The organism is Nonomuraea sp. NPDC003707 (genome assembly GCF_053587055.1).
This window is the reverse complement of the sequence record NZ_JBSFNK010000051.1, coordinates 1-22,779: the sequence shown is the minus strand read 5'-3', so window position 1 is coordinate 22,779 and position 22,779 is coordinate 1. Positions and strand designations below refer to the sequence as shown.

The 22,779-nt window shown below is 69.9% G+C and carries 28 protein-coding genes and 1 tRNA gene; 15 read left to right on the top strand and 14 right to left on the bottom strand.

All coding sequences use genetic code 11. The features are described 5' to 3' along the window. The first annotated feature begins 86 nt into the window (after nucleotides 1–86). The 6 genes from ACWDRB_RS60445 to ACWDRB_RS60420 all read left to right on the top strand — a co-directional run bounded on the left by ACWDRB_RS60445 (nucleotide 87) and on the right by ACWDRB_RS60420 (nucleotide 5,271). Complete coding sequence (locus tag ACWDRB_RS60445; RefSeq protein WP_449910715.1) at nucleotides 87–305, top strand: hypothetical protein; 219 nt, start codon at nucleotides 87–89, stop codon at nucleotides 303–305. Further along, a complete protein-coding gene (locus tag ACWDRB_RS60440; RefSeq protein WP_449910713.1) occupies nucleotides 302–1,204 on the top strand; it encodes a bifunctional DNA primase/polymerase in 903 nt (300 codons plus the stop codon). The genes ACWDRB_RS60445 and ACWDRB_RS60440 overlap by 4 nt, the downstream gene beginning before the upstream one ends. Before the next feature lie 22 nt (nucleotides 1,205–1,226). Beyond that, nucleotides 1,227–2,399, top strand: a complete 1,173-nt coding sequence (locus tag ACWDRB_RS60435; RefSeq protein WP_449910711.1) for a DUF3631 domain-containing protein — start codon at nucleotides 1,227–1,229, stop codon at nucleotides 2,397–2,399. A gap of 182 nt (nucleotides 2,400–2,581) precedes the next feature. Next, on the top strand, nucleotides 2,582–2,782 hold the full coding sequence (locus ACWDRB_RS60430) for a helix-turn-helix transcriptional regulator (protein ID WP_449910710.1): 201 nt from the start codon (nucleotides 2,582–2,584) through the stop codon (nucleotides 2,780–2,782). Beyond that, on the top strand, nucleotides 2,782–4,206 hold the full coding sequence (locus ACWDRB_RS60425) for a tyrosine-type recombinase/integrase (RefSeq protein ID WP_449910708.1): 1,425 nt from the start codon (nucleotides 2,782–2,784) through the stop codon (nucleotides 4,204–4,206). Before ACWDRB_RS60430 ends, ACWDRB_RS60425 begins: the two co-directional genes overlap by 1 nt. Before the next feature lie 120 nt (nucleotides 4,207–4,326). Further along, nucleotides 4,327–5,271, top strand: a complete 945-nt coding sequence (locus ACWDRB_RS60420; RefSeq protein ID WP_449910707.1) for a restriction endonuclease — start codon at nucleotides 4,327–4,329, stop codon at nucleotides 5,269–5,271. Between the two features lie 655 nt (nucleotides 5,272–5,926). Here ACWDRB_RS60420 and ACWDRB_RS60415 read toward each other — a convergent pair. Both ACWDRB_RS60415 and ACWDRB_RS60410 read right to left on the bottom strand, forming a co-directional pair. Next, nucleotides 5,927–6,238, bottom strand: coding sequence for a hypothetical protein (locus tag ACWDRB_RS60415; RefSeq protein WP_449910706.1), 312 nt, complete (start codon nucleotides 6,236–6,238; stop codon nucleotides 5,927–5,929). Nucleotides 6,239–6,769: 531 nt separating this feature from the next. Further along, nucleotides 6,770–6,843: transfer RNA gene (locus ACWDRB_RS60410), tRNA-Ile, on the bottom strand. A 229-nt stretch (nucleotides 6,844–7,072) separates the two neighbouring features. On the opposite strand from ACWDRB_RS60410, the gene ACWDRB_RS60405 reads away from it, so the two are divergent. Next, a complete protein-coding gene (locus ACWDRB_RS60405; protein WP_449910704.1) occupies nucleotides 7,073–7,291 on the top strand; it encodes a hypothetical protein in 219 nt (72 codons plus the stop codon). Nucleotides 7,292–7,579: 288 nt separating this feature from the next. On the opposite strand, the gene ACWDRB_RS60400 is transcribed toward ACWDRB_RS60405, so the two are convergent. Beyond that, the gene (locus ACWDRB_RS60400) at nucleotides 7,580–8,512 is read right to left on the bottom strand and encodes a LysR family transcriptional regulator (protein ID WP_363963160.1); all 933 of its coding nucleotides are present in this window, start codon (nucleotides 8,510–8,512) and stop codon (nucleotides 7,580–7,582) included. A 95-nt stretch (nucleotides 8,513–8,607) separates the two neighbouring features. Between ACWDRB_RS60400 and ACWDRB_RS60395 the strand changes: the two genes are divergently transcribed. After that, complete coding sequence (locus ACWDRB_RS60395) at nucleotides 8,608–8,835, top strand: DUF6158 family protein (protein ID WP_449910701.1); 228 nt, start codon at nucleotides 8,608–8,610, stop codon at nucleotides 8,833–8,835. Then, nucleotides 8,832–9,068: a hypothetical protein gene (locus tag ACWDRB_RS60390; protein WP_350741537.1), complete on the top strand. Its 237-nt coding sequence runs from the start codon at nucleotides 8,832–8,834 to the stop codon at nucleotides 9,066–9,068. The genes ACWDRB_RS60395 and ACWDRB_RS60390 overlap by 4 nt, the downstream gene beginning before the upstream one ends. A gap of 222 nt (nucleotides 9,069–9,290) precedes the next feature. On the opposite strand, the gene ACWDRB_RS60385 is transcribed toward ACWDRB_RS60390, so the two are convergent. Genes ACWDRB_RS60385 through ACWDRB_RS60375 form a run of 3 tightly spaced genes read right to left on the bottom strand, consistent with a single transcriptional unit; the run spans nucleotide 9,291 to nucleotide 11,130 of the window. After that, the gene (locus ACWDRB_RS60385; RefSeq protein WP_449910698.1) at nucleotides 9,291–9,452 is read right to left on the bottom strand and encodes a hypothetical protein; all 162 of its coding nucleotides are present in this window, start codon (nucleotides 9,450–9,452) and stop codon (nucleotides 9,291–9,293) included. Continuing rightward, complete coding sequence (locus tag ACWDRB_RS60380; protein WP_449910697.1) at nucleotides 9,449–10,534, bottom strand: sodium:solute symporter family transporter; 1,086 nt, start codon at nucleotides 10,532–10,534, stop codon at nucleotides 9,449–9,451. The genes ACWDRB_RS60385 and ACWDRB_RS60380 overlap by 4 nt, the downstream gene beginning before the upstream one ends. Beyond that, complete coding sequence (locus tag ACWDRB_RS60375; protein WP_449910695.1) at nucleotides 10,516–11,130, bottom strand: sodium:solute symporter family transporter; 615 nt, start codon at nucleotides 11,128–11,130, stop codon at nucleotides 10,516–10,518. The genes ACWDRB_RS60380 and ACWDRB_RS60375 overlap by 19 nt, the downstream gene beginning before the upstream one ends. Before the next feature lie 62 nt (nucleotides 11,131–11,192). Here ACWDRB_RS60375 and ACWDRB_RS60370 point away from each other — a divergent pair, with 62 nt between their 5' ends. Further along, entirely contained in the window at nucleotides 11,193–11,975 is a 783-nt protein-coding gene (locus ACWDRB_RS60370; RefSeq protein WP_449910693.1) for a putative hydro-lyase, read from the top strand. 100 nt (nucleotides 11,976–12,075) lie between these two features. Then, the gene (gene secY / locus ACWDRB_RS60365; protein WP_449910691.1) at nucleotides 12,076–13,365 is read left to right on the top strand and encodes a preprotein translocase subunit SecY; all 1,290 of its coding nucleotides are present in this window, start codon (nucleotides 12,076–12,078) and stop codon (nucleotides 13,363–13,365) included. 1 nt (nucleotide 13,366) lies between these two features. Here the strand turns inward: secY and ACWDRB_RS60360 are convergent, their stop codons facing one another. From ACWDRB_RS60360 to ACWDRB_RS60345, 4 genes are all read right to left on the bottom strand, one after another. Next, nucleotides 13,367–14,056 (bottom strand): response regulator, encoded by a 690-nt coding sequence (locus tag ACWDRB_RS60360; protein ID WP_449910804.1) that lies wholly within the window; start codon nucleotides 14,054–14,056, stop codon nucleotides 13,367–13,369. Between the two features lie 95 nt (nucleotides 14,057–14,151). Beyond that, the gene (locus ACWDRB_RS60355; RefSeq protein ID WP_449910802.1) at nucleotides 14,152–15,087 is read right to left on the bottom strand and encodes a sensor histidine kinase; all 936 of its coding nucleotides are present in this window, start codon (nucleotides 15,085–15,087) and stop codon (nucleotides 14,152–14,154) included. Nucleotides 15,088–15,131: 44 nt separating this feature from the next. Next, nucleotides 15,132–15,521: a PPOX class F420-dependent oxidoreductase gene (locus tag ACWDRB_RS60350; RefSeq protein WP_449910690.1), complete on the bottom strand. Its 390-nt coding sequence runs from the start codon at nucleotides 15,519–15,521 to the stop codon at nucleotides 15,132–15,134. A gap of 34 nt (nucleotides 15,522–15,555) precedes the next feature. Beyond that, nucleotides 15,556–16,464 (bottom strand): phosphotriesterase family protein, encoded by a 909-nt coding sequence (locus ACWDRB_RS60345; protein WP_363963172.1) that lies wholly within the window; start codon nucleotides 16,462–16,464, stop codon nucleotides 15,556–15,558. Nucleotides 16,465–16,614: 150 nt separating this feature from the next. On the opposite strand from ACWDRB_RS60345, the gene ACWDRB_RS60340 reads away from it, so the two are divergent. Beyond that, nucleotides 16,615–17,070, top strand: a complete 456-nt coding sequence (locus tag ACWDRB_RS60340) for a TIGR02611 family protein (RefSeq protein WP_449910688.1) — start codon at nucleotides 16,615–16,617, stop codon at nucleotides 17,068–17,070. Between the two features lie 54 nt (nucleotides 17,071–17,124). Continuing rightward, the gene (locus tag ACWDRB_RS60335; RefSeq protein ID WP_449910686.1) at nucleotides 17,125–18,069 is read left to right on the top strand and encodes a hypothetical protein; all 945 of its coding nucleotides are present in this window, start codon (nucleotides 17,125–17,127) and stop codon (nucleotides 18,067–18,069) included. Here ACWDRB_RS60335 and ACWDRB_RS60330 read toward each other — a convergent pair. Together ACWDRB_RS60330 and ACWDRB_RS60325 are read right to left on the bottom strand one after the other, a co-directional pair. Continuing rightward, nucleotides 18,064–18,384 (bottom strand): GroES family chaperonin, encoded by a 321-nt coding sequence (locus ACWDRB_RS60330; RefSeq protein WP_449910684.1) that lies wholly within the window; start codon nucleotides 18,382–18,384, stop codon nucleotides 18,064–18,066. The two genes, ACWDRB_RS60335 and ACWDRB_RS60330, sit on opposite strands and share 6 nt — an antisense overlap. Nucleotides 18,385–18,431: 47 nt before the next feature. Further along, nucleotides 18,432–19,352: an endonuclease/exonuclease/phosphatase family protein gene (locus tag ACWDRB_RS60325; protein WP_449910682.1), complete on the bottom strand. Its 921-nt coding sequence runs from the start codon at nucleotides 19,350–19,352 to the stop codon at nucleotides 18,432–18,434. A 63-nt stretch (nucleotides 19,353–19,415) separates the two neighbouring features. Between ACWDRB_RS60325 and ACWDRB_RS60320 the strand changes: the two genes are divergently transcribed. Then, nucleotides 19,416–20,684 (top strand): ArgE/DapE family deacylase, encoded by a 1,269-nt coding sequence (locus tag ACWDRB_RS60320; protein ID WP_449910680.1) that lies wholly within the window; start codon nucleotides 19,416–19,418, stop codon nucleotides 20,682–20,684. Here ACWDRB_RS60320 and ACWDRB_RS60315 read toward each other — a convergent pair. Together ACWDRB_RS60315 and ACWDRB_RS60310 are read right to left on the bottom strand one after the other, a co-directional pair. Beyond that, nucleotides 20,635–20,976 (bottom strand): hypothetical protein, encoded by a 342-nt coding sequence (locus tag ACWDRB_RS60315; RefSeq protein WP_449910678.1) that lies wholly within the window; start codon nucleotides 20,974–20,976, stop codon nucleotides 20,635–20,637. The two genes, ACWDRB_RS60320 and ACWDRB_RS60315, sit on opposite strands and share 50 nt — an antisense overlap. A 265-nt stretch (nucleotides 20,977–21,241) precedes the next feature. Beyond that, nucleotides 21,242–21,916, bottom strand: coding sequence for an FAD-dependent oxidoreductase (locus ACWDRB_RS60310; protein ID WP_449910676.1), 675 nt, complete (start codon nucleotides 21,914–21,916; stop codon nucleotides 21,242–21,244). Nucleotides 21,917–22,037: 121 nt separating this feature from the next. Between ACWDRB_RS60310 and ACWDRB_RS60305 the strand changes: the two genes are divergently transcribed. Continuing rightward, nucleotides 22,038–22,637, top strand: coding sequence for a TetR/AcrR family transcriptional regulator (locus tag ACWDRB_RS60305; protein WP_350741560.1), 600 nt, complete (start codon nucleotides 22,038–22,040; stop codon nucleotides 22,635–22,637). Nucleotides 22,638–22,779 lie beyond the last annotated feature (142 nt).

Sequence of the window (22,779 nt, the reverse complement as noted above, 5' to 3'; positions counted from 1 at the left end):
GGGCTTTGCGGCCTCGGCGACAGCCGCCAAGCACGACGCCGAGGCCGCCCGCCCACTCCGGCATCAGAGAAAGGGCACCTGCCAGCATGACAGCCACCGCCAACAGCGGCTACCGCATCTACCAGGGGCTTGTCTCCCTGGACTGGCACAAGAAACGCGAACACTGGGGCGGGGGACGCCGCCGCCCCTGCCGCTTCTGCCACCGCCCGTGCTTCCTCCTCGACGACGACCGGCGCCCTGTCCATAAGGTCTGCCTCGAACGGGCGCTGACCGCCGCCGCGTCAGCCGAGGTGAGCGCCGCATGACCGCACCACACCGTCACGACATGACCGCCGCCGCCCTGGCCACCGCCGCCCGCGGCTGGCCCGTCTTCCCCATCGCAGTGGGCGACAAGGCGCCCCCGCGCGGCTTCACCGACTGGGAAGCCCGCGCCACCTGCGATCCCGACCGTATCCGCGCGTGGTGGCAGCGCGCCCCGTACAACGTCGGCATCGCCACCGGCCCCGCCAGGCTGGTCGTGATCGACCTGGACCTGCCCAAGCCTGGCCAACAGGCGCCCCGGGAATGGGATCTACCCGGCGTCGGAGATGGCGCCGACGTGTTCGCGCTGCTCTGCCAGCGCGCCGGCATCCCGATCGAGTGGGAAACGCTGCAGGTGCGCACCCGGCGCGGCGGCCTGCACCTGTACTACACCGCCCCGCCCGGTACCCGGCTGCCCAGCACCAACGGCAGCCTCGGGTGGCTGATCGACACCCGCGCCTGGGGCGGCTACGTGGTCGCGCCCGGCAGCACAGTCACCCTGCCGGACGGCGCCGGCCGGTACGCGGTGCAGCACGCCACCGCTCCCGCGCCGCTGCCCCCCTCCCTGTTCAAGCTACTCACACCCGCCCCGTTACCGGCCAAGAGGCCCGTGCACGTCCCCATCCCCGACGACCGCCATTCCGCCTATCTACGCGCGGCCTTGGACCGCGAGCTTGCGCACCTAGCCGCCGCCCAACCCGGCCAGCGCAACCGCGCCCTGTTCGGCGCCGCCGCCGCCCTCGGCGAACTCATCGCCGGCGGCGCGCTCCCCGAGCAACCCGTCAAAGAGCTGCTTGAACAGGGAGGGGGCGACCTCGGACTATCCCGCGCCGAAGTCGCCCGAACCGTCAACTCTGGGCTGCGGCACGGCGCCCGGCGCCCCCGCCACCTGGCCCCCGCCTAACCCGCCCTCGGGAGGCACCACCATGACCCAACACCCGCCCGGCGCGGACCTGCTAGACCGCCTTCGCGCCGCCCTGACCCGCTACGTCATTCTGCCCAGCAGCGAGGCCGCCGACGCCGTCACGCTGTGGATCGCTGCCACCCACGCTCAACCCGCGTGGGCGCACGCACCCCGCCTGGTCATCCGAGGCCCGGAAAAGCGGTGCGGCAAGTCCCGGCTCCTCGACATCGTGGAGGCCACCTGCCACCAGCCGTTCATCACGGTGAACTCCTCCAGCGCCGCCGTCTACCGCTCCATCACCGACGACCCGCCGACCATGCTCGTGGACGAAGCCGATACCATCTTCGGCCCCAAAGCAGACGGCAACGAAGACCTCCGCGGCCTGCTCAACGCCGGACACCAGCGCAACCGGCCGGCCAAACGCTACGACGCGGCCACCAACCGCGTAGAAAGCATTCCAACCTTCGCCATGGCGGCACTTGCCGGCATCGGCGCCATGCCCGACACCATCGAAGACCGCGCCGTCGTCGTCCGCATGCGCCGCCGCGCCCCCGGCGAGACTGCCGCACCCTACCGACACCGCCGCGACCGCACCCCGCTACGCGACCTGGCCGCCGCACTCAACCAGTGGCTACGCGCCGACCTGGCCAGACTGGAGGAGGCCGAACCCGCCATGCCCGTCGAAGACCGCGCCGCCGACACCTGGGAACCCCTGGTAATCGTCGCCGACCACGCCGGCGGCACTTGGCCAGACCGCGCCCGCGCCGCCGCCGTCGCGCTGACCGCCGAAGCCGACGACAACGGCCGACCCTCCATCGGCCTGCGCCTACTGACCGATTGCCGCACCGCCTTTGGCACCGATACCGCCCTACCAACCGCCCTCCTTCTGGAACGGCTGAAGGTCCTCCCAGAAGGAGAATGGAACGAGCATGGACCGGCCGGACTCACCCCGCGCAAGCTCGGCATCATGCTCGGCGAATACGACATCCGATCCGCCAACATCCGCTTCCCCAACGGGCAGGCCAAGGGCTACCAGCGGGCTGATTTCGGGGATGCATGGTCCCGCTACTGCCCGGCCCTCGAACCCCTCCCCGAGGCTGCCGTGGTCCCGTTGGAGCGGGGCACCCGTCCCACCCGTCCCAACCTCGTTGCCGCAGGTCAGCCCGGGACGGAAACCATGCCTGGGACGGGTTGACCCGTCCCACCTCATCTACCCGTCCCAGGCTTGAGCTGCGGAAATGAGCTTGGGACGGGTGGGACGGGTGCCCCCTCCAAACCCGTCTCCACCGCCCTCGCAACGGGTCTCGGCGACAGTGCCGAGCACACCGCCGAGGCCGCCCCATGCACCAGTCCACACGCACAGAAGGAACGCGCCAGATGGCTGCCACCGTCACCCGCTTGCACGTGATGCTCACCGTCGCCGAGATCTGCACCGAACTCAAGATCTCCCGGTCCACCTTCTACGACTGGCGGCAGAAAGGCCGCGCCCCACGCTGCATCACCCTGCCCAACAACTCCCTCCGTGTACGCCGTACCGACCTTGAAAGCTGGCTCAACGCCCGAGAGGACGTGGCCTGATGGAGAACACGACCTACCGAGTTCGCGTTCATAAGACCGAGGTCCGCAAGAACGCCGCGGGCAAGGTCACCTCCTACCGCGTCCAGTGGTCCACGGATGGTAAACCGTGGAAGCGGACCTTCCAGAAGAGTGCGCAAGCAGATGCTTACCGAAGCAAGCTGCTCACCGCCGCTCGGGAGGGCGAGCCTTTCAGCCTGGTCACCGGCGAGCCGGTGAAGTGGAGCCGTGTTGAGCGGCCAGAGATGACCTGGTACGACTTCGCCTGCAGGTTCGCCGACTTCAAGTGGAAAGCTGCCTCAGCCAAGTACCGCCAAGACATCGCCCGCGCCCTCACCGCAGCCACGCCGGCCATGCTTACGAGCGGCAAGGGCAAACCGTCTGACCTCGACCTCCGAACCGCCATGCGTCGATGGGGGTTCAACGCGAAACAGCGTGCCGAAGCGTCCGCGGAAACGGCCGAGGTGTTGGCGTGGCTGGCCAAGAACACCCGTCCCGTTTCCGCCCTGACCGAGGCGGCCACTGTCCGTGCGCTGCTCGACGCCGCCACCTCGCGCCTGAACGGCAAGACCGCCGCCACAAGCACGATTCGCCGGCACAAGACCATCCTGCAGAACGCCATGGACTACGCCGTAGAGCTGAAGCTCTTGGATTCCAACCCGATCAAGGCTCTGAAGTGGAAGCCGCCGCGGGTCACCTACGAAGTGGACCGACGTAGCGTCGTCAACCACGCTCAAGCGCGCCGCCTACTTGCCGCAGTGGAAGCACAACAGCCCAGCGGAAAGCGGCTGGTCGCGTTCTTCGCCGTCATCTATTACGCGGGGCTACGTCCCGAGGAAGTAGTCAGGCTTAGCGAGGACAACATCATCCTCCCCGAACTGGCCAGAAATCCTGAAACGGGAGAACCGGAGGAGCCGGCAGACGGTTGGGGCGAGCTCCGCTTCGCCGGCGCCGCCCCGTTCGCCGGCCGTGAATGGACGGACGACGGCAGCCTGCGGGAAGTGCGAGCCCTCAAGCATCGCGCCGAGGGGGAGACCCGTGTCGTGCCCTGTCCGCCCGCGCTAACCCAGATTCTCCGCGCGCACCTTGCGGAGTTTGGCGCCGGCCCCGGAGGGCGGTTGTTCACCGGGGTGCGCGGCGGCGAGCTCGCCGGCATTACATGCCGGCGAGTATGGGGCAAGGCCAGAGAGCAGGCCCTGACCGAGAAGGAAGCGCAGTCACCGCTGGCCAAGCGCATCTACGACCTGCGCCACGCCTGCGTCTCGACCTGGCTCAACGCCGGCGTACCGGCCACGCAGGTAGCCGAATGGGCAGGTCACAGCGTGGATGTCCTGCTAAGGATCTACGCGAAATGCATCGTTGGCCAAGACGAGGCCGCAAAGCGGCGGATCGCCGACGCATTGAAGGATCTCGACCCTCCGGTCTGACCTGATGCCTCAATTGGACCCCGAAAATCGGCATCCAATTTCCGTACAGGAGTTGCACGCCGATGATCGGGGTCCGCTAAGGTAGATCACAAGCAAAGTGATCGCAGGAGGGACTGCCCCATGACAACCCCCACCCCCGCATGGACTCTCAAGCCCAACCAGCAGATCGAGCGCAAGACGCTGCACGAGCGTTTCGGTGGCCGCACGCAGGGCGGCATCGGCCCGTCCAGTCGCAGCGACAACGTCTTCGTCTTCACCGACCCCATCGCCGGGGAGAAGCACGGCTACTTCGACGGCTGGATGCCCGACGGCCTGTTCCACTACAGCGGTGAGGGCCAGTACGGCGACCAGCGGATGATGTCCGGGAACGCGAGCATCCTCAACCACAAGCAGAACAACAAGGCGCTGCGCGTCTTCCAGGGCGCCCGCGGCACCGTCACCTACCTCGGCGAGTTCGAGGTGGACGACAAGGAGCCCTGGTATGAGGCCGACGCCCCCGAAACTGGTGGCGGCGCCATCCGCCGCGTCATCGTCTTCCGGCTGCGCCCCATCGACGCAGACGTACAGCCGCCGCAGACCAGCCTGGCGCGGCTGCTCGACGCCGCCAACGACAACCCGAACGAAGACCAGGTGCAGGAGCTCGAACTGGAGCAGCAGCTCACAGAGCGGACTTTCGTCAACCCCGACCGAGAGCCGTACGAGGCCGAGCGGAAAGAGTCCACCCTCGTGCAGGCGCTGGGGGACTACCTGCGCGGCAAGAACCACAAGGTCGGCCGGCATCAGATGCTGCCGAAGGGGGAGACCCGTCCCCTCTTCACCGACCTGTACGACCACGACGCCAAGCTGCTGGTCGAGGCCAAGGGCAGCGTCACCCGCGAGAACGTGCGCATGGCCATCGGCCAGCTCGCCGACTACGGCCGCTTCCTACCGGATGCCACGAGGGCGATCCTGCTGCCCAGCGAGCCGCGCCACGACCTGATCGAACTGGCCCACAGCCAGGACATCGTCGTCCTGTGGCCGGCCAAGCAGGGGTATGGCGCCAGCCGGCCGGGCTTCGAGCTGTAAGTCATCCGCACGGTGAAGTCCTGGACATAAGAAACCCCCGTCTCCAGGCAAAGGCGCAGGTCAGGCGGGAGTTTGGCTGTTCCAGAGAAGTAGGACGTCGTGTATGGATGTAGTTTTCGGCAGGCAGGGATCTTGGCCTTGACCTCTGGCACGCCTCATAGTGCGGCAGCCTACGGAGAGTCGCGCCGAGCGCGCCGAGCTCGATAGGCGGCCTGACGACACCGGTTTGAGCAGTATTTCCGCGGCCGGCCGCCGCTGCCCTCATCGGGGATGCGGGAGGCGAATTGGCGCTCGTGGCAATGAGCGCACCAGGTTATTTCTGTCGGCGGAAGAGTCATAAAGGTCTTGGGCATGCGTCTTGCGTCGATGACATCGACTGCTCTGCCTTCCTCCAGAACTCGCAGTACGCCGACATGGGACGACTCGCGTAACATGCGAACTGCCCTGTCCAGGAACCTCCACATTTGGCTGTACCTCATCCCGTACAGCTCTGCGATCTCGCGCACGAGCATGGGGGTACCCGTGGAAAGTCCGTAGGCCATGCAGAGCGCATCTCGTTCACGTTGAGGAAGAGCATGCAGCGCAGAGGCTAGAAGTTGCCCCTCATCGAGAGCGATCCGCGAAACCGGGTCGCTGTTCGTGCGACGTCGCCTAGTCACTGTCCTGCCCCTGTCGTATCGATGCCCTGGCTGCCAGTCTGCTCCTGGGGGGCAGGCTCCTGCAGCACTGTGGTTGGGGCGGTGGAAGAGGAGTTGTTGAAGGCGCGGTTGAGCGGGAGGGTTAGGGCGCCCAGCATTTGGGCTAGCGCCGGGAGGACCTTAGGTAGGTCGCGAGCGTCGGTCTTGTTGATGGTGGCCTTGAAGATTGCGTAGACCAGGAAGGCGATCACGAGAACGGTCGCTAGCCATGCGCCGACCAGCAGGAGTGGCAAGGGGACCGCGGTGAGCGACGACGAACGGAGGGGCATGATTCTCTCCCAGAAAACACGAAAGCGGCCCCGCTGTGCAGGGCCGCTTTCAGACGGACAAGGGTAGAAACGCGAAAAGCCCCTGAAATCCCATATGGGAATCAAGGGCTTTGAGGAAACGGGCACACGTGTGCCCGAGCGGGAGACACTCTAACATTGCCCTCCGGGTTCGAGCAAATCCTGCGTCTGTGCAGGTTGTAGGCGATCGAACCGTAGACCTCTTAAGACTTTGAGGTTTCGTAACGCCGCGTTCGCGATCGTCCGCCCCGGAGATGGGTCTCCGGTCAGAGGACTACTTCTATACGGTCAGAGCACTTGGCAAACGAGGTTGTCGAGTTGCTGTGTCATCTTGGGCGTGCTGGAAGATGGCGGGGCGCGACTCATGATCCGGATCATGCTTGCACCGTGGGTAAGCATTGGGTAGAGACACCCGCAGGCAGTGGGGGCGAGCCGTAGACAGCCGGACGCTCAGAACCCCCGCCTCCATGCAATAGGGCAGGTCAGGCAGGGGTTTGGGCTAGTCAAGCGAAGTAGGGCGGGTGGGACTTGAACCCACGACCCACGGATTATGAGTCCGATGCTCTGACCGGCTGAGCTACCGCCCCTGGATTAAGTTGTGTGACGTGCGGTGGGGCGTCGGAAGACCGTGCCGAGCCCCTGCGCATGCTAAGGCTAGAGCATCGGATGCGGTCGTGGCGTCCGGCCGAACGGGAGACGGGTCTCCGCGGATATCATTCCATGCCCGGCAGTGTTGTTGGAGCCTCGGTCGATCATATTCGGGGTCTTCGCTCCCAGCGGAGTCGTAGGGGATTGATGGGGCGGTAGCGTCTGGGCGTGGCCGTGACGCTGGTTTGCGAGACTCGCTCCATCGCAGTGGACAACGAGACGGGCATCGCCACCGGGTGGTTACCCGGGGAGTTGTCCGCGCGCTACAACGGACGGCCGGTCGGTGAGGTGGCGGCGTTGCGGAGTAGGCATATCGATATGCCGTGGCCGGGTGGGCAGAGCTATCGGCAGGTCGTGGGGGAGATGGCGGGTTTCTGCGGGACATGATGGATGAGTGGCAGGGGTGTGGTGCTCGTGGTGTCGCATTCCGCCAATCGGTGGGCGCTGCAGAATCTGCTGGATGGGACTCCGTTGGAGGAGTTGGTTGACGCGCCGTTCGAGTGGCGGCCGGGGTGGGAGTTCAGCATCGCCTGAGGTGGGTCTGAGGTGGGTCGTTGCGGGGGAGGGTGGGGTGCCCTCCCCGGGGTGTTGTTTTGGGTCCAACGGGTGGGGGCGGAGTCCGGGGCAGACGATGGTTTTCGGGGCGGTGGCGGGTCTTACGGGGCGGGGCGAAGCTTAGGGCGCGGTGCCGTAGCTGGGGTTGCGTACCAGCCAGTCGTGGTAGACGGGGCTGCGGCGTACGGCGTCCAGGTGGGCCTGTTTGGCCTGTGCCACCACCCAGTCGGCTTTGGGGGCGGTGGGGTGGTGGCCGAGGAGTTGGCGCCAGCGCAGTGGCGCGCCGGCGAACGGCACCATGGTCAGGCCCTGGGCGGCCTGGTGGGTGGCCTGGCAGAGCACGACCGCGCGGCCGACCTGGGCGAGGTGGGTGCAGGTTGACACGTCGGTCTCGTAGATCGTGCCCGGGGTGAACCCCGCTCGCGCGCACGCCGTGGCGAAGCAGTCGGCGAAGCAGCCGTCGCCGGGCGTCACCGCCCACTGTTCGCCGGCGAGGTCGGCGAGCTCCACCTCCTTCTCCTTGGCGGCCGGATGGTCCTCGCCGACCAGGCAGAACACGGGGTCGAGGCTGATCGTCTCCCACATGAGCGCGCCGGTGGGGGTGCCGGAGTCGCCGCAGGCGCCGGTCAGCACGTAGTCGAGGCGGCCGAGCTCGACCATGCTGGTCAGCTCGTGGGCCGACCAGGAGGTGTACGTGCTGACCGCCCCTTCCGCGGCGAGCCGGTCGACCAGGCCGCCCAGTATGGGGCCGTTGGTGGCGCCGATGCGGAATCCGGGGGAGGGGGCGGCGGCGAAACGTACGGCTTCCTCCTGCAGCTCCTGTGCTGCGGGAAGCAGTACTCGTGCCCTGGAGAGCACGAGCTCGCCCAGCCTGGTGGGTCGCGCGCCATGCCTGTCGCGCTCGAACAGCGTGCCGCCGAGCACCCGCTCGATGCGCTTGAGCTGGGCGGTCAGGGCCGGCTGGGCCAGCCCGAGCTGGGATGCGGCCTTGCTCACACTTCCCGCGTCCGCGACCGCACGGACGATCCTGAGGTGCCTGAGCTCGAGGTCCATAAGGGGACGGTAAGGCGGCGATCTCTTACAAACAATGCCCATATGTCAGGAAATGTGACAGATATTGTCGAGGGTCTCTGGGGTAGGGGGAGCCCATGACGACGATGGGAATAGATCCGGCGCAGCTCAGCGACGAGGATCTGGTCCGCGAGCTGCGGCAACTGCACGTCACCCGGAGCGACACCTTCTTCCACGGGTCGGACGACGCTCTGGCGGTGCACACGTCCCGGATGAACGAACTGGAATCCGAGTACCTTCGCCGCAACCCGGACCGTGAGGTCGACCCGAACCGGCTGAGGGAGGGGGCGAGACAGCGATCATGATCGAGGTCCACGATGTGCAGGCTCTGTCGGACGTCGACGTCTACGTCTACGAGGCGGTGGCGTCACTGGCGGTGGAGCACGGCATGGCGGTTCCGGCCGCGTTGGTGCGGGCGTGCGGGCTGACCGAGGAGCAGGTGCGCGAGAGCCTCAAGCACCTGATCGAGCATGGGTACGTGGTGCCCAGGCAGGACGGGTACGCCCTCGGGGCACATACGTTCGAGGTCGAGTACTGAGGGTGCTGAGGCGTCGTCGGCCGTTCTCGGCGCGCGCTTGAGCAGTTCACGTGGTGTGCTGATCGTGCGCTGCCTGGACGAGATCTCGGCGATGTGATCGCGGCGAGTAGGGCTCGCGACGAGTAAGGCCTGCGATGAACGGGCGAACCGAGCCGGTCAGGGCCGTCTGGCCCGGACCGGTGCCATGAAAGGTGCCGGTCAGGGCCGGGGCCGGAGGGGCGGTCAGAGGCGTCTGGCTCGGGCCCAGGCCACGAACGCGCCGCCGAAGACGGCCATGGCGAGGCCGGTCCACAGGTTGATCGCGCTCCCGAACGCCCCGGCGACGACGAGGATCACCCCGTACACCAGGAACAACCCGCCGATCACCATCCGAATGTCACTCACAGGATCACCCCGTACATCACAACGGCCAGGACGAGGGCGCCCGTGCCGAGCAGCACCGGCGAGCGGTACCAGCGCGCGTCGCCCGCGAGCGCGTCGTCCGCCAGGTCGGTGGCGTTGAGCCCGTACACGAGCCCGCGCAGCTCCTCGGCGGGCTTGGGCGTGGTGACCAGCGTGACCGCCACGGACACGATCACGTCCACGACGAACGCCAGGCCCGCGCCCCAGAAGCTGGCGTTCAGCTCGGTGCCGAAGTCCACGATCCCGGCCTTGAACGCGATGTACGACGCGAAGGCCGCCAGCGTGCCGGCGAGCAGTCCCCAGAAGCCGGCCCACGGCGTCATCCGCCGCCAGAAGAGCCCGACGATGAACGTCGCGAAGAGCGGTGCGTTGAAGAACGAGAAGAGGGCCTGCAGGTAGTTCATGATGTTGGAGTAGCCGGCCGCGATGAACGCCGTCCCGACGCCCAGCGCCACGCCCGCGACGGTCGCGATCCGGCCCACCCGCACGTAGTAGCCGTCGTCGCGGTCCGGCCGCAGGTGCGACTGCCAGATGTCGTTGGTGAACACCGTGTTGAACCCGCTGATGTTGGCCGCCATCCCCGCCATGAACGAGGCCGGCAGCCCGGTCACCGCGACCCCGAGCACGCCGTTCGGCAGCAGGTCCCGCATGAGCATCGGGATCGCGTTGTTGTACGCCTGCCCCTGCCCCCAGCCGCTGAACAGCACCAGCGCGATCATCCCCGGCAGCACCGTCACCAGTGGGATGAACAGCTTCGGGTACGCGGCGATGATCGGCGTGAGCCGGGCCGCGTTCGTGTTCCTGGCCGACAGCGCCCGCTGCACCTCGGCGAAGTTCGTGGTCCAGTACCCGAAGGACAGCACGAACCCGAGGCCGAACACGATCCCGATCCAGTGCGCGTGCATCGGGTTGTCGCCTGCCGTGCCCGCCCACGTGTGCAGGCCGCCCTCGCCGAGCGGGCTCTGCCGTACCTTGTCCGCCAGCCCCGAGAAGCCGCCCACCTTGATCAGCCCGAGCACGGTCAGCGGGATCAGCCCGGCGAGGATCACGAAGAACTGCAGCACCTCGTTGTAGGCGCGGAGCCCCGCTGCCTCTCGTGGACCGCTGAACGCGGCCCACGATAGATCGCCGACGAGAGGCCGCCGAGCGTGATGTACGCCAGCACGATCACCGCCGAGACCACCACCGAGACCGGCAGCGGCCGGCCCAGCAGCGCCTCCATGACCAGGGCGAGCGCGTAGAGGTTCACGCCCGCGATGAGGATCTGCGCGACCGCGAACGTGATCGCGTTCAGCAGCTGCGTGGCGCCGTTGAAGCGCTTGCGCAGGAACTCGGGGACGCTGCGGACCTTGGAGCGGTAGTAGAAGGGCATCATCACGATGCCGAGGAACACCATGGCGGGCACGGCGCCGATCCAGTAGTAGTGCACGGTCATGGCGCCGTACTGCACGCCGTTGGCCGCCATGCCGAGGATCTCGATCGCGCCCAGGTTGGCCGAGACGAACGCGAGCCCGGTGATCCACGCGGGCAGGCCGCGCCCGGCGAGGAAGAAGTCGAGACTGGAGCTGATCCGTTTGCGGGCGGCCAACCCGATGGCGAGCACGGTGGCGAAGTAGATGGCGATGAGCACGTAGTCGAGGAGGTTCACGTCGAGACGCACGCCTGCTACCCCGGAAACGCCCGGCATCACGCAAACCTGTCACGCGGGCGTACTGTCGGGGTGTGGACGTCGCCGATCTCAGCCCGGCGCAGGCGCGGGAGCGCTTCCGCGCCGGCGAGCGCGTGCCCACGGCGGGGTGGTGCCTGGGGTGGACGCAGGCCAACCTGATCGCCGTGCCCCGGCGGCTGCGGTACGAGCTGCTGCTGTTCGCCCACCTCAACCCGCAGGCGTGCCCCGTGCTGGACGTGGGGGAGCCGGGCGCCTGGTCCACGCCGCTGTTCCCCGGCGACCTCCGTACCGACCTGCCCGGATACCGGCTCTACCGCGACGGCGAGCCGGTCGCGGACCTCGGCGACGTGGTGGAGCGGTGGCGGGACGACCTGGTGCCGTTCCTCATCGGGTGCAGCTTCACCTTCGAGCGGGCGCTGCTCGCGGCCGGGGTGCCGGTGCGGCACCTGGAGCTGGGGACGAACGTGCCGATGTACGTCACGGACGTCGCCTGCACGGCGGCCGGGAGCCTGTCGGGGCCGCTGGTCGTGTCGATGCGGCCGGTGCCGGACGAGCTGGTGAAGACCGCGATCGAGGTGAGCGGGCAGTATCCGCTGGTGCACGGGGCTCCGGTGCACGTCGGGGACCCCGCGGCGATCGGGATCCACGATCTGGCCCGGCCGGACTTCGGCGATCCGGTCGAGGTGCGGGAGGGGGAGGCGCCGCTGTTCTGGGCGTGCGGGGTGACGCCGCAGGCGGCGGTCATGGCCAGCGGCGTCGAGTACGCGATCGGCCACCTGCCGGGGCACATGGCGATCCTGGACGCCCGCGACGACGACTACCGCGTGCCGTCCTGACCGTCTTGCTGTCCTGACACCCGCGTACGCGGATTTGCGTACGCGGGTGCCTCGTCTCGGCGGACGACCCCGGGCGCCGCCCAGGTCAGACTTCTTGACCATGCTGACCGTCTTGACCAGGGCGTTCCGGGTGCCGGAGCTGCGTAAGAAGCTGCTGTTCACGCTGGGACTGATCGCGTTGTTCCGCCTCGGGCAGCTCATGCCCTCCCCGGGGGTGGACGTGGTGGCCGTACGGGAGTGCGTGGGGTCGGCCAGGGGCGGGCTGTTCGACATGGTGCAGATGCTCAGCGGGGGCGCGATGCTGCAGCTGTCGGTGTTCGCGCTGGGCGTCATGCCGTACATCACGGCCAGCATCATCATGCAGCTCTTCGCCGTGACGGTGCCCAGGCTGGAGGCCCTCAGGAAGGAAGGGCAGCGGGGCCAGGCGAAGATCACCCAGTACACGCGGTACCTGACCGTCGGGCTCGCCGTGCTGAACGCCGGGACGATCGTCGCGCTCGCCCGCTCACGGCAGCTCCTGCCCGGGTGCGCGAAGCCGCTGCTGCGCGACGAGGGGCTGCTGCCCGTGGCCGTGATCGTGCTGACCATGGTGGCCGGGGCCTGCGTGGTCATGTGGCTCGGCGAGCTGGTCACGGACCGGGGCATCGGGAACGGCATGTCCATCCTGATGTTCACGCAGGTCGTGGCCGTCTTCCCGGGATACATGGCGAAGATCTTCGTGATGAGCCCGGTGAGCTTCGTGGTGATAACGGCGGCCGGGCTGTGCCTGGTGGCGGCCGTGGTGTTCGTGGAGCAGGCGCAGCGGCGGATCCCGGTGCAGTACGCGAAGCGGATGGTGGGGCGGCGGATGTACGGGGGCACCAACACCTACATCCCGCTGAAGGTGAACCAGGCGGGGATCGTGCCGGTGATCTTCACCTCCTCGCTGCTGTACCTGCCGACGCTGGTGGCGCCGCTGCTGGGGGACTCGGCGCGGACGTGGGTGGAGCTCAACCTGACCTCGGGGACGCATCCCCTCTACATGAGCGTGTACGTGCTGCTCATCGTCGCCTTCGCCTACTTCTACGTGTCGATCACCTTCAACCCCGTGGAGGTGGCGGACAACATGCGGCGCTACGGGGGATTCGTTCCCGGGATCCGGCCGGGCGGGCCAACGGCGCGATACCTGGCGTACGTGCTCTCCCGGCTGACCGCGCCCGGGGCGCTCTACCTGGGGGTGCTGGCGCTGCTGCCGCTGGTGGCGTTCGCGATCCTCCGGGATCCGGGTACGCAGCAGAACTTCCCGTTCGGCGGGACGAGCGTGCTGATCATGGTCGGCGTCGGGCTGGACACCGTCAAGCAGATCGAGTCCCAGCTCCAGCAGCGCAACTACGAGGGCTTCCTGCGGTAAGTCACACGCTGAGCCCGGCTCGCATGGCGAAGACCACGAGCTGGGCCCGGTCCCTGGCATGCAGCTTGAGCATGGCGCGGCTGACGTGGGTGCGGACGGTGTCGGGGCTGATCACCAGCTCCTTGGCGATCTCCTCGTTCGACCGGCCGGTGGCCACCCACGCCACCAGCTCCCGTTCGCGGGGCGTGAGCGTCTCCAGCCCTTCGACCGGCTCGGTGCCGTGCCGCCCGAACAGCCCGATGACCTTCTTCGTGATCGCCGGTGAGAGCAGCGCCTCCCCGGCGGCCACCACGCGTACGGCGTTGACCAGCTCCTCCGGGGCGCTGTCCTTGAGCAGGAAGCCGCTGGCGCCGGCCTGGAGGGCGGCGAAGACGTACTCGTCGACGGCGAAGGTCGTCACCACGACGATCCTGGTGGCTCGCAGCCCGGGGTCGTCGGCGATGGCCCGCAGCACGGCCAGGCCGTCCATGCCGGGCATGCGGATGTCGAGCAGGAGGACGTCGGGGCGGGTGCGGCGGATCAGCGCGAGCGCGGCGGCGCCGTCGGCGGCCTCGCCCACGCACTCCATCCCGGGCGCGCGCTCCAGCAAGGCCCGCAGCCCCATCCGCACGACCGCCTGATCGTCGGCGACGGCCACCCTGACCGCGCCCTCAGGGGAGGACGCGCCGTCCGGGACGGTTGCGCCGTCCAAGGGGATCGCGCCGTACGGGGCCGTCGCGCCGTCCGGGGAGGGCGCCCGGTTCGGGGCGGGCGTCCGGCTTGGGGAGGTCGTGCCGTCCGGGGTGGTCACGCGGAGATCCGGGGGAACCGGGCGGTCACCTGGAAGCCGCCGCCCTCGCGCGGTCCCGCGGCGAGATGGCCGCCCGCCTCGGTGACCTTGGCACGCATCCCGCCCAGCCCACGCCCTTCGCCCGCGCCCGTACGGCCGACACCCCGATCGGCCACCTCCACCACGAACTCGCCCGGACCCCCGCCCACCCGCACGAGCGCCCTGGTGGGCCCCGCGTGCCGCAGGACGTTGGTCAGCGACTCGCGCACCACCCCGTAGACGGCGGCCTGGAGATGGGCGGGCACGGCGAGGTCCGCGGGCTCGACGTCCACCGGCACGCCCGCCGCCCGGACGCCGTCGATCAGCCCGGCGAGGTCGGCGCCCGGCGGGTCGATGCCGTCGAGCGCCGCCCGCAGCTGGGCGAGCGCCGTCGTGCTGGTCTCCCTGATCGCCCGCAGCGAGGCGCGCGCCTGCTCGGGGTCGTCGTCCAGGGTGACGAGCGCGATCCCGGCCTGCATGGCGATGGCCGCCAGCCCGTGCCCGGCCGCGTCGTGCACCTCTCCGGCGATCCTGGCCCGCTCCGCCGCCAGCAGGTCGGGCCCGGCGCCGTCGGCGGAACGCACCGTGGTGAGCCGGTGGGGCTGGGCGGCGGGGATGCCCCACGCCGGCTCGGCTCGTACGGACTCGGCGAAAAGCGGCGGCTCAGCGAAAGAGAACGACGGTGGCTCGGCGCGTACGGACTCCGTGGAGAACGGCGGCGGCTCGGCCTCCGCCGCGGCGGCAGCGGCCGCGGCGCGGGCCTGGGCGAGGCCGCTGAACGACCACGGGACGGCCAGCCAGCCCGCCCACGCCAGCATGATCACAACGGGGACGTCGCCGACCCGGGTCAGGCGTGACAGGGCGGCGAGCGGCCGGCGCAGGCGGCCGGCCCTGTGCGTCTGCTCCGTCACCATCCCCACCCGGCCAAGGTTCGCGTTGCCCCGATCCTAGCGAGCTTTCACAGGTTCCGGGTCTGGCGCGGGCCGTCCAGCCCCCACGAGGTGATCTTCCTCGGGGTGATCCTGATGATCTCTCTCGAGAAGTACGGCACGGGCGGGTCCACGTCGCTCAGCGCCTCCGCCGTGCCCCTGATCTCGATGCCGCGCACCACCCACGGATCGACCGAGGCCAGGTCGTCCACGACGAGCGCGACGGTGCTGCCCTTCCCGACGTTCCTGAACTTCTTGGACGCGCCCATGGCGTGCCCGCCGATGGTGATCGTGCCGGTCCCGGCGTCGACGAAGAAGCCGACCGGGTTGTTCTGCACCTGCCCGCCGGGCGACACGGAGGCCAGCCGGCCGAGGTGCTGCGAGGACAGGTAGTCAAGTTCCGCTGGTGTGAAGGTCATGCAGGCGAGTCTGCAACCTTGACATTGGTTGGGGTCAAGCCATTCCGCCTGTGAGCCAGCGCACCGGGTTCGCGGTGGTGATGAGGCCGATCGTGTCCTCGCCGACGCCCGCCTCGCGCAGGCGCGGCAGCAGCGCGTGGAAAAGGTGCGCGTAGCCCGGCCCGTCGTACTTGCGCAGCTGCGCGACCCGGCTCAGCCCCGTGCTGATCAGCAGGCGTTCCGCGTGGCCGTCCTCGATGAGGCCGAGCGCGATCCTGGCCGCCTGGTCGGCGCCCAGACCGAGCACGCCCAGGCTCACGTACGCGCCGGCCTCGGCGATCTTCCTGGCCGCGCCCAGGTCGGTGCCCGCGTAGCCGACGGCCACCCGGGAGCCCGGCAGGCCCTGGCCGAGCAGGATCTCCAGGAGCGCGGGGGCGTGCGCGCCGTGCGTGGCGACCGGCAGGCGCGACTTCAGCGAGGCGCGGGCGGCGGCGACCAGGCAGCGCTCCTCGCGCGGCGTCGGCTCGGCGCCCCAGGTGCCGACCTCGCCGATCACGCCGGGGAAGACGCCCATGTCGTCCACGCCGCTGAGGATCTCGTCCATGAGGCGGGCGGTGAGCGTGTCCACGTCCGCGTCGCCGACGTCCGTGAACGGCTCGGCGAACAGGCCGGTCGAGGCGATCACCGGCACCCGGCTGCCGGCCGCCATGCGGGCCAGGGCGGCGGCGTCGCGGCCCATCCCCATGCAGGTCAGGTCGACCACGAGGCCGAGGCCGTCGGCCTGGCGCAGCTCGCGGAGCTCGGCGGTGACGGCCTGCTCCTCGTCGAGCCACCGGTACGGGTCCGAGTCGATGCCGACGGCCCAGCGCATGTCGGTACGCAGGTGCTCGTGGGGGAGTACGGGGCCGGTGATGGCCGCGGCTCGTACAGGGCCGGTGACGGTGCGAAGCAAGACCTCGGGCATAGCAGACATTAACCGATGTTTGCCGGAAGTAGCCTCTTCTGGCGGGAAATTTTGCCGTTCGGAGGGTTTCAGGCCTTGCTAGTCGCCTGCAAGTCGGCACCTAGTGAGGGCCCGTATCCTGGATGGCACACCGACTGCCGGGGGGGAATTGTGCAGGTTCAGAACTCCGACACCGGCGACGCCGACATGCTCAAGGGCGAGGCCGCCGAGCATTCCAGCATGCCCGAGCGCCGTACGGGCCTTCACGGGTGGCTGGATGGGATCAGGTCCACGCGCACGGGCGCGCTCACGCTGAAGATCGTGTTCGGCGTGATCGGGACCGTCATGGTGGTGGCCGGGCTGATCATGGTGCCCTTCCCCGGGCCGGGATGGGCGGTCGTGTTCGCGGGGCTGGCGGTGCTGGCCGTGGAGTTCCACTGGGCCCGCAGGGTGCTGGAGTTCGGCAAGCGCACGCTGCACGCCTGGATGGAGTGGTACAAGCGGCAGGGCTGGCCGGTGCGCGTCGTCGTGCTCGTCGTGACGGTGGCCGCCGCCGCGGTGATCGTCTACTTCGGGCTGCTCACGCTCGGCTTCGACGCGATCGCGTTCGTCCGGGGTTACATATAGATCGGTCCGGTATACCGGCCCGATATTCCATGCTTTCCTGCCTATTCTGCGGGCGTGATCGCCAAAATCGTCATCGCGCTGTCCTTAACGCTTTCCGGCCACGCGTCCGCGGGGTTTACGGGTCCCGCCGCCCGGGCGGACCTCGTCCTCCCCGGGACCGCAGGCGTGAAATATCGCGAAACAACGGGTGATCCGGTACGCCTGACCGCCTACGGCCTCGGCACCAAGCGCACCTACCTCAGGTCCACGACCGGGAGCACGTTCACCTGGCAACAGGCGCTGTCCGAGGTGTCCGTCGCGCCCGGCGGCCGGCTGACGGCAGGCGTGCCCAGGGCGTACCGGTCGGGCTACGACTCCCTGATCGTCACCGACCGCACCACGGGCGCCGCCGGCCGGATCCGTACGGTCAAGAAGCCCCTGACGGCCTCCTACGCCTCCTGGTCCCGCGACGGGAAACGGGTCGCGCTCACGGTCGAGCAGAAGACCGGCGGCACGTGGCGCGTGATCGGCTACACCGTCGTGGACGTGGCCGCCAAGACCGCCCGCACGATCAGGGTCACCGGCCTGAGCGCGAAAGCGGGCTTCTGGTGGAGCCCCGACGGCAACCTCGTCTCCATGTACGGCACCGGCCTGCGCGTCTACCGGGCCTTGGACGGCGCGGTCCTGCGCACCTACGCCGGCGTCGGCCTGCCGACCGGCCCCGAGGACTCGTTCTCGCCGTCGGGCACCCGCCTGACGACCTGGTGCCCGGCACGCTTCAAGGAACAGCTCTGCCTGGTCGACCCGGCCACCGGCAAGATCGCCCAGCGGGTGAACGCCCGGCCGGAGGCGCTGTTCGGCTGGTGGGACGACAGCCACGTCATCGCCGTCGTGGCGCGCGGCACCGCCTACCGGCTGGTGCTGCTGGACCTGACCGGCAAGGTGACACGCGTGCTCGCGGAACTGCCCCGTACGACGTGGGCCGCGGAGCTCTGGCTCTCCTTCACCCGAGGATCATAGATAGAGGCCGGTGCCGTGGTCGGTCTCCTGGGTGGCCACCGCGTGCAGATCGCGCTCGCGCATCACCAGATAGACCTGCGCGTGCACCTCGACCTCGGACTGCTCTTCCGGATTGAAGAGCACCTTGTCGCCCACCTTGACCGAGCGCACGTTCGTCCCGACGCCGCACACCTCGCCCCAGGCCAGCCGGTTGGCCAGCTTGACCGTCGCGGGGATGACGATCCCGGAGCCGCTGCGCCGCTCCGCGGCCTCCGACTCCAGCTTGATCATGACCCGGTCGTGCAGCATCTGAATTTCGAACTTGGGCTCAACCACAGCCCAAGTTTACGAGTCAGGACACCCCCGAGACTCCGGAAGCGCGATCACGGCAGCCTGAGCTCGGCGAACACGGGCCGGTGGTCGGTCCCCCGCAGAGGCAGCACCTGGAACTCCCGCACCGCCATCCGCGAGTCCGCCAGCACGTGGTCGATCGCCACGCCCGGCAGATCCACCCGCGAGCCCTCCTGCGGCCAGGTCGCCACGAATCCCCGCCCCATGACGTCGGCCGCGTCCCGGTAGCCGCTCGCCAGCAGGGCGCGTACCGGCAGGTGGTCGAGCGTGGCGTTGAAGTCGCCCGCCAGCACCCGCAGCTCCTTGCCCGCCGGCGGCAGCGCCTCCAGGCCGGACTGCCAGCACGGTTGCCGCCCGATCCGCTTGGGCGCGCACGGGTGCACCGACACGATCTCCACGCGGGCCCCGCCGGGATGCCTGAGCCAGGCCCTGGCCTGCCCGAAGCCGCCGAAGTTGATGGCCTGCCCGGCCGTGAGCGGGTGCCGCGCGTACACGGCCGACCCGCCGACCCCCTCCCGCGGCCGCGTGACGGCGTACGGCAACAGCGCGCGCACCCCCGCCCGGTCCAGCCGCCGCATGGCGTCCGGCGTGAACTCCTGCAACGTCAGCACGTCCGGCCGCAACCTGCTGATCAGCGCCATCAGGTCAGCCGTGTGGGCCCGCCCCACCAGCAGGTTCGCCGCGAGCACCCGCAGCACCGGCCCGTCGGCGTCGGGGTTGCCGTCGACCAGGGCCCGGGGGAGCACGGCCGGCACCAACGCCAGCACCGTGACGAGCGCGACCGTGCCCGCCGCCCACCGCCGCAGCACGCAGGCCAGCGCCAGGCTCACCGCCGCCGCGCACACCGCGTACGGCGTGTACGCCACCACCGGCACCCACGGCCAGTCCGGCTCGAACCCGCTCAACCGCACCGCCCCCCACCCCGCGAACGGCACCACCACGATCCAGCTCACCCATGTCCGCACGCCTTGTATCGCCACAAAGCGCGATTCGGGTTCATGAGTAAGGTGTGCTCCATGCGCGACGTGGAGGCCGGCGTCCTGAACGCCATCGACGAGGTCGAGACAGTGAGCCTGCTGGCCGAGACCGTCGGCGTCCCCAGCGTGACCGGCACCGATGCCGAGTCGGAGCTTCAGCACCGCTTCGCCCGCCTGCTCACCGAGGCCGGCATGGACGTGGACGTCTGGAAACTCGACCTCGCCGGCCTGGCCGCCCGCCCCGGCTTCCCCGGCACCGAGGCGCCCAGGAGCGAGGGGTACGGCGTCGTGGCCGTCACCGAGGGCGAGGGGCCGCCGGCGCTCGCGCTCCAGGGCCACGTGGACGTCGTCCCGACCGGCGACCTGGCCAAGTGGGAAGGGCACGACCCGTTCGCCGCCCGGATCACCGGCGACGTGCTGCACGGCAGGGGCGCCTGCGACATGAAGGCGGGCCTGGTCGCGAACCTGGCCGTCGCGCGGGCGATCAAGAAGGCCGGGGTCAGGCTGGCCAGGCCGCTGGCGGTCCACTGCGTGATCAGCGAGGAGGACGGCGGGCTCGGCGCGTTCGCCACGCTCGCCCGGGGGCACACGGCGCAGGCCGCGGTCATCACCGAGCCCACCAGCGGCGCGGTCATCACGGCCAACGCGGGCGCGCTGACCTTCCGGCTGGAGATCGCCGGGCGGGCCGCCCACGGGGCCACGCGGCACGAGGGGGTCAGCGCGGTCGAGGCGTTCTGGCCGGTGTTCGAGGCGATCAGGCGGCTGGAGACCGAGCGCAACCGGGACGTTCCCGATCTCTCTCGGCCCGGCCTCTTCCGGGGCGACGGAGCGCCGTACCCGATCGAGGTCGGCACCGTGCGCGCGGGCGACTGGGCCAGCACCGTGCCCGACCTGCTGGTGGCCGAGGGCCGGCTCGGGGTGCGGCTGGACGAGGACCCGGCGGCGGCGCGGGCCGCGTTCGAGGATGCGGTCGCCGACGTCGCCGATCCCTGGCTGCGCGCGAACCCGCCGGTGGTGACGTGGCCCGGCGGCCAGTTCGCCAGCGGCCGGCTGCCCGCCGGGCACGCGCTGCTGGACGAGGTCGGCCGGGCGGTCGCCGACGTCACAGGCGCGCGGCCCGCCGAGGCGGCGGCGCCGTACGGGAGCGACCTGCGGCTGTACGCGGCCGGCGGGATCCCGACCCTGCACTACGGCCCCGGGGACGTGCGGTACGCGCACGCCCCCAGGGAACAGGTCGAGCTGCGGGAGCTGCGCGAGGTCACGCGGGCACTGGCACTGCTCGTTGTGCGCCGCTGCGGAGCACTCTGAGCAGGGTCCCCGGGCTCATCAGCGACGGCGGCGGGTCGTAGAGCTTCGACACCCGCAGGAAGCGCAGCGCCAGCTCGGGGTCGTGCGCGGCGGCCGCGTGGAAGCGCTCCAGGTACGCGTTCACCATGCGGACCTTCGGCGTCAGGTGGCCCTCCACGCCGGGCATCACCAGGTCGCCGCCCACCGTGATCTCCCACGGGCCGTCCACGATCTTCGCTATCCGCCGGAAGAACGGCAGCGGCCGCAGGTCCGGGTCGAGCAGCATCCTGGCCTCCAGCGCGGCGACCGTCATGCCCTGGCCGTAGATCGGGTTGAACGCGCAGACCGCGTCCCCGACGACCAGCAGGCCCTCAGATATCGCAGGGTAGTGCCAGGAACGCCCAGCAAGGGCACTGCCTTGCCTGATAGCGTTCCCTCGTGCCTCGGAAGGGGTGCCGGTCAGGGCTTGGCCGTCGCCGACTCAGGCGAGCTCGGCCTGAGAACGCGAGAAGCCGCTCCCCCCGGGGGCGGAGGAGTCACGGTGACGATCCAGCGGTCGTCTTCATCCAGCGCCAGCGCTACGAAAGCGTGGGCGACTCCGGTTCGGCGATCTCGACGGTGACCAGATCCCCGTCGAGGACGCCGGGCCCGCGGCGGAACTCGCGCGTGCCGTAGCGCAGGTCGATGCCCACCCGCTCCTCCTCGGGCGGCCGGTAGCCCAGCTCGCCCAGCCAGAGCGGCGTGCGCGAGGCCCGGCCGCCCGCGTCCACGACCAGGTCGGCCGGGATCGGCTCCCCGTCGGCCAGGCGCACCCCCGTGACGCGCCCGTCCCGGGAGAGCAGGCCGGTGACGACCTTGCCCGGCGAGACGTGCACGCCGGGGAGCGCGCTCACCCTGCGGCGTACCTGGCCTTCGAGCAGCGGCCGGCTGACGAGCAGCCCGATCAGGCCGCTGTCGCCGCGGGCCAGCATCCGCCCGGCGTGGTAGTGGCGCGAGTGCCGCTGCAGGTCGCCCTCCATCGCGCCCTGCGCGACGAGTTCGGCCGTGATGCCGGGCAGCAGCTCGTCGATGGTTTCGCGGCCCCTGGCGAGCAGGCCGTGGGCGTGCCGGCTCTGCGCGGTGCCCCGCCGGTGGACGTCCACGGCGGGCAGCGTGTCGCGGTCGAGTACGGTGACGGTGGCGAAGCGGCGGTGCAGCGCGGCCGCGGTCAGCAGCCCTGCCATGCTCGCGCCGATGACGACGGCGTGGTCCATGAGATTCCCCCAGTGTGGTGTCTGTCCGGCTGAGGGTCACCCGGGACGCCCGTCCGTTCCACGTCCAACGGCGCGTTCCGGCTGTGCCGGCGGGCACTGAAAATGGACTAGAGTCCGAATCATGTCGGAGTCCCTGGAGCTTCTGGTCGGCCAGCCGGTGAAAGAGCGGGCGGACGCGGCGCGCAACCGGGAGAAGGTGCTGGCCGCGGCGGCCCGGCTGTTCGCGGAGAAGGGGGTGGAGGCGGTCTCGATGGACGCCGTCGCCGCGGAGGCCGGGGTGGGCAAGGGCACGCTCTTCCGGCGCTTCGGTGACAAGTCGGGGCTCGCCGTGGCGCTCCTGGACGCGCGCGAACGCGACCTGCAGCAGCGCGTCCTGTCCGGCCCGCCGCCCCTCGGGCCCGGCGCTCCCGCGTCCGAGCGGCTGGCCGCCTTCGTGGCCGCCTACCTCGACTATCTCTTCGCCCACCTGGACCTGGTCCGCATGTCGGAGACCGCTAGCCCGGGGGCCCGCTACCGGATCGGGGCCTACCGCTTCTGGCACCGGCACGTCGCGATCCTGCTGGCCGAGTGCCGCCCGGGCGGTGACGCGGACCCGCTGTCCCACACGCTGCTGGCCGCGATGGGCGCGGAGGCGGCCGCGGCCCTGAAGGACGCCTACGGCCCCGCGCGTGCGGCCACGGCCGTCACCACCCTCGCCACCGCCCTCACCACCACCCCCTGACCTCACCGCGCGGCCCGCCGAGCCCGCGGGCCGGTCGTCGGCGGGGTGGGTCAGACATCCCTGGATCCGGAATGTCAAGCGGCGAGGTCGTGTCGCCGGTGTGACCATGCGGTTGCTTGGTTGTAGGTGGTGTGGGTTTTCA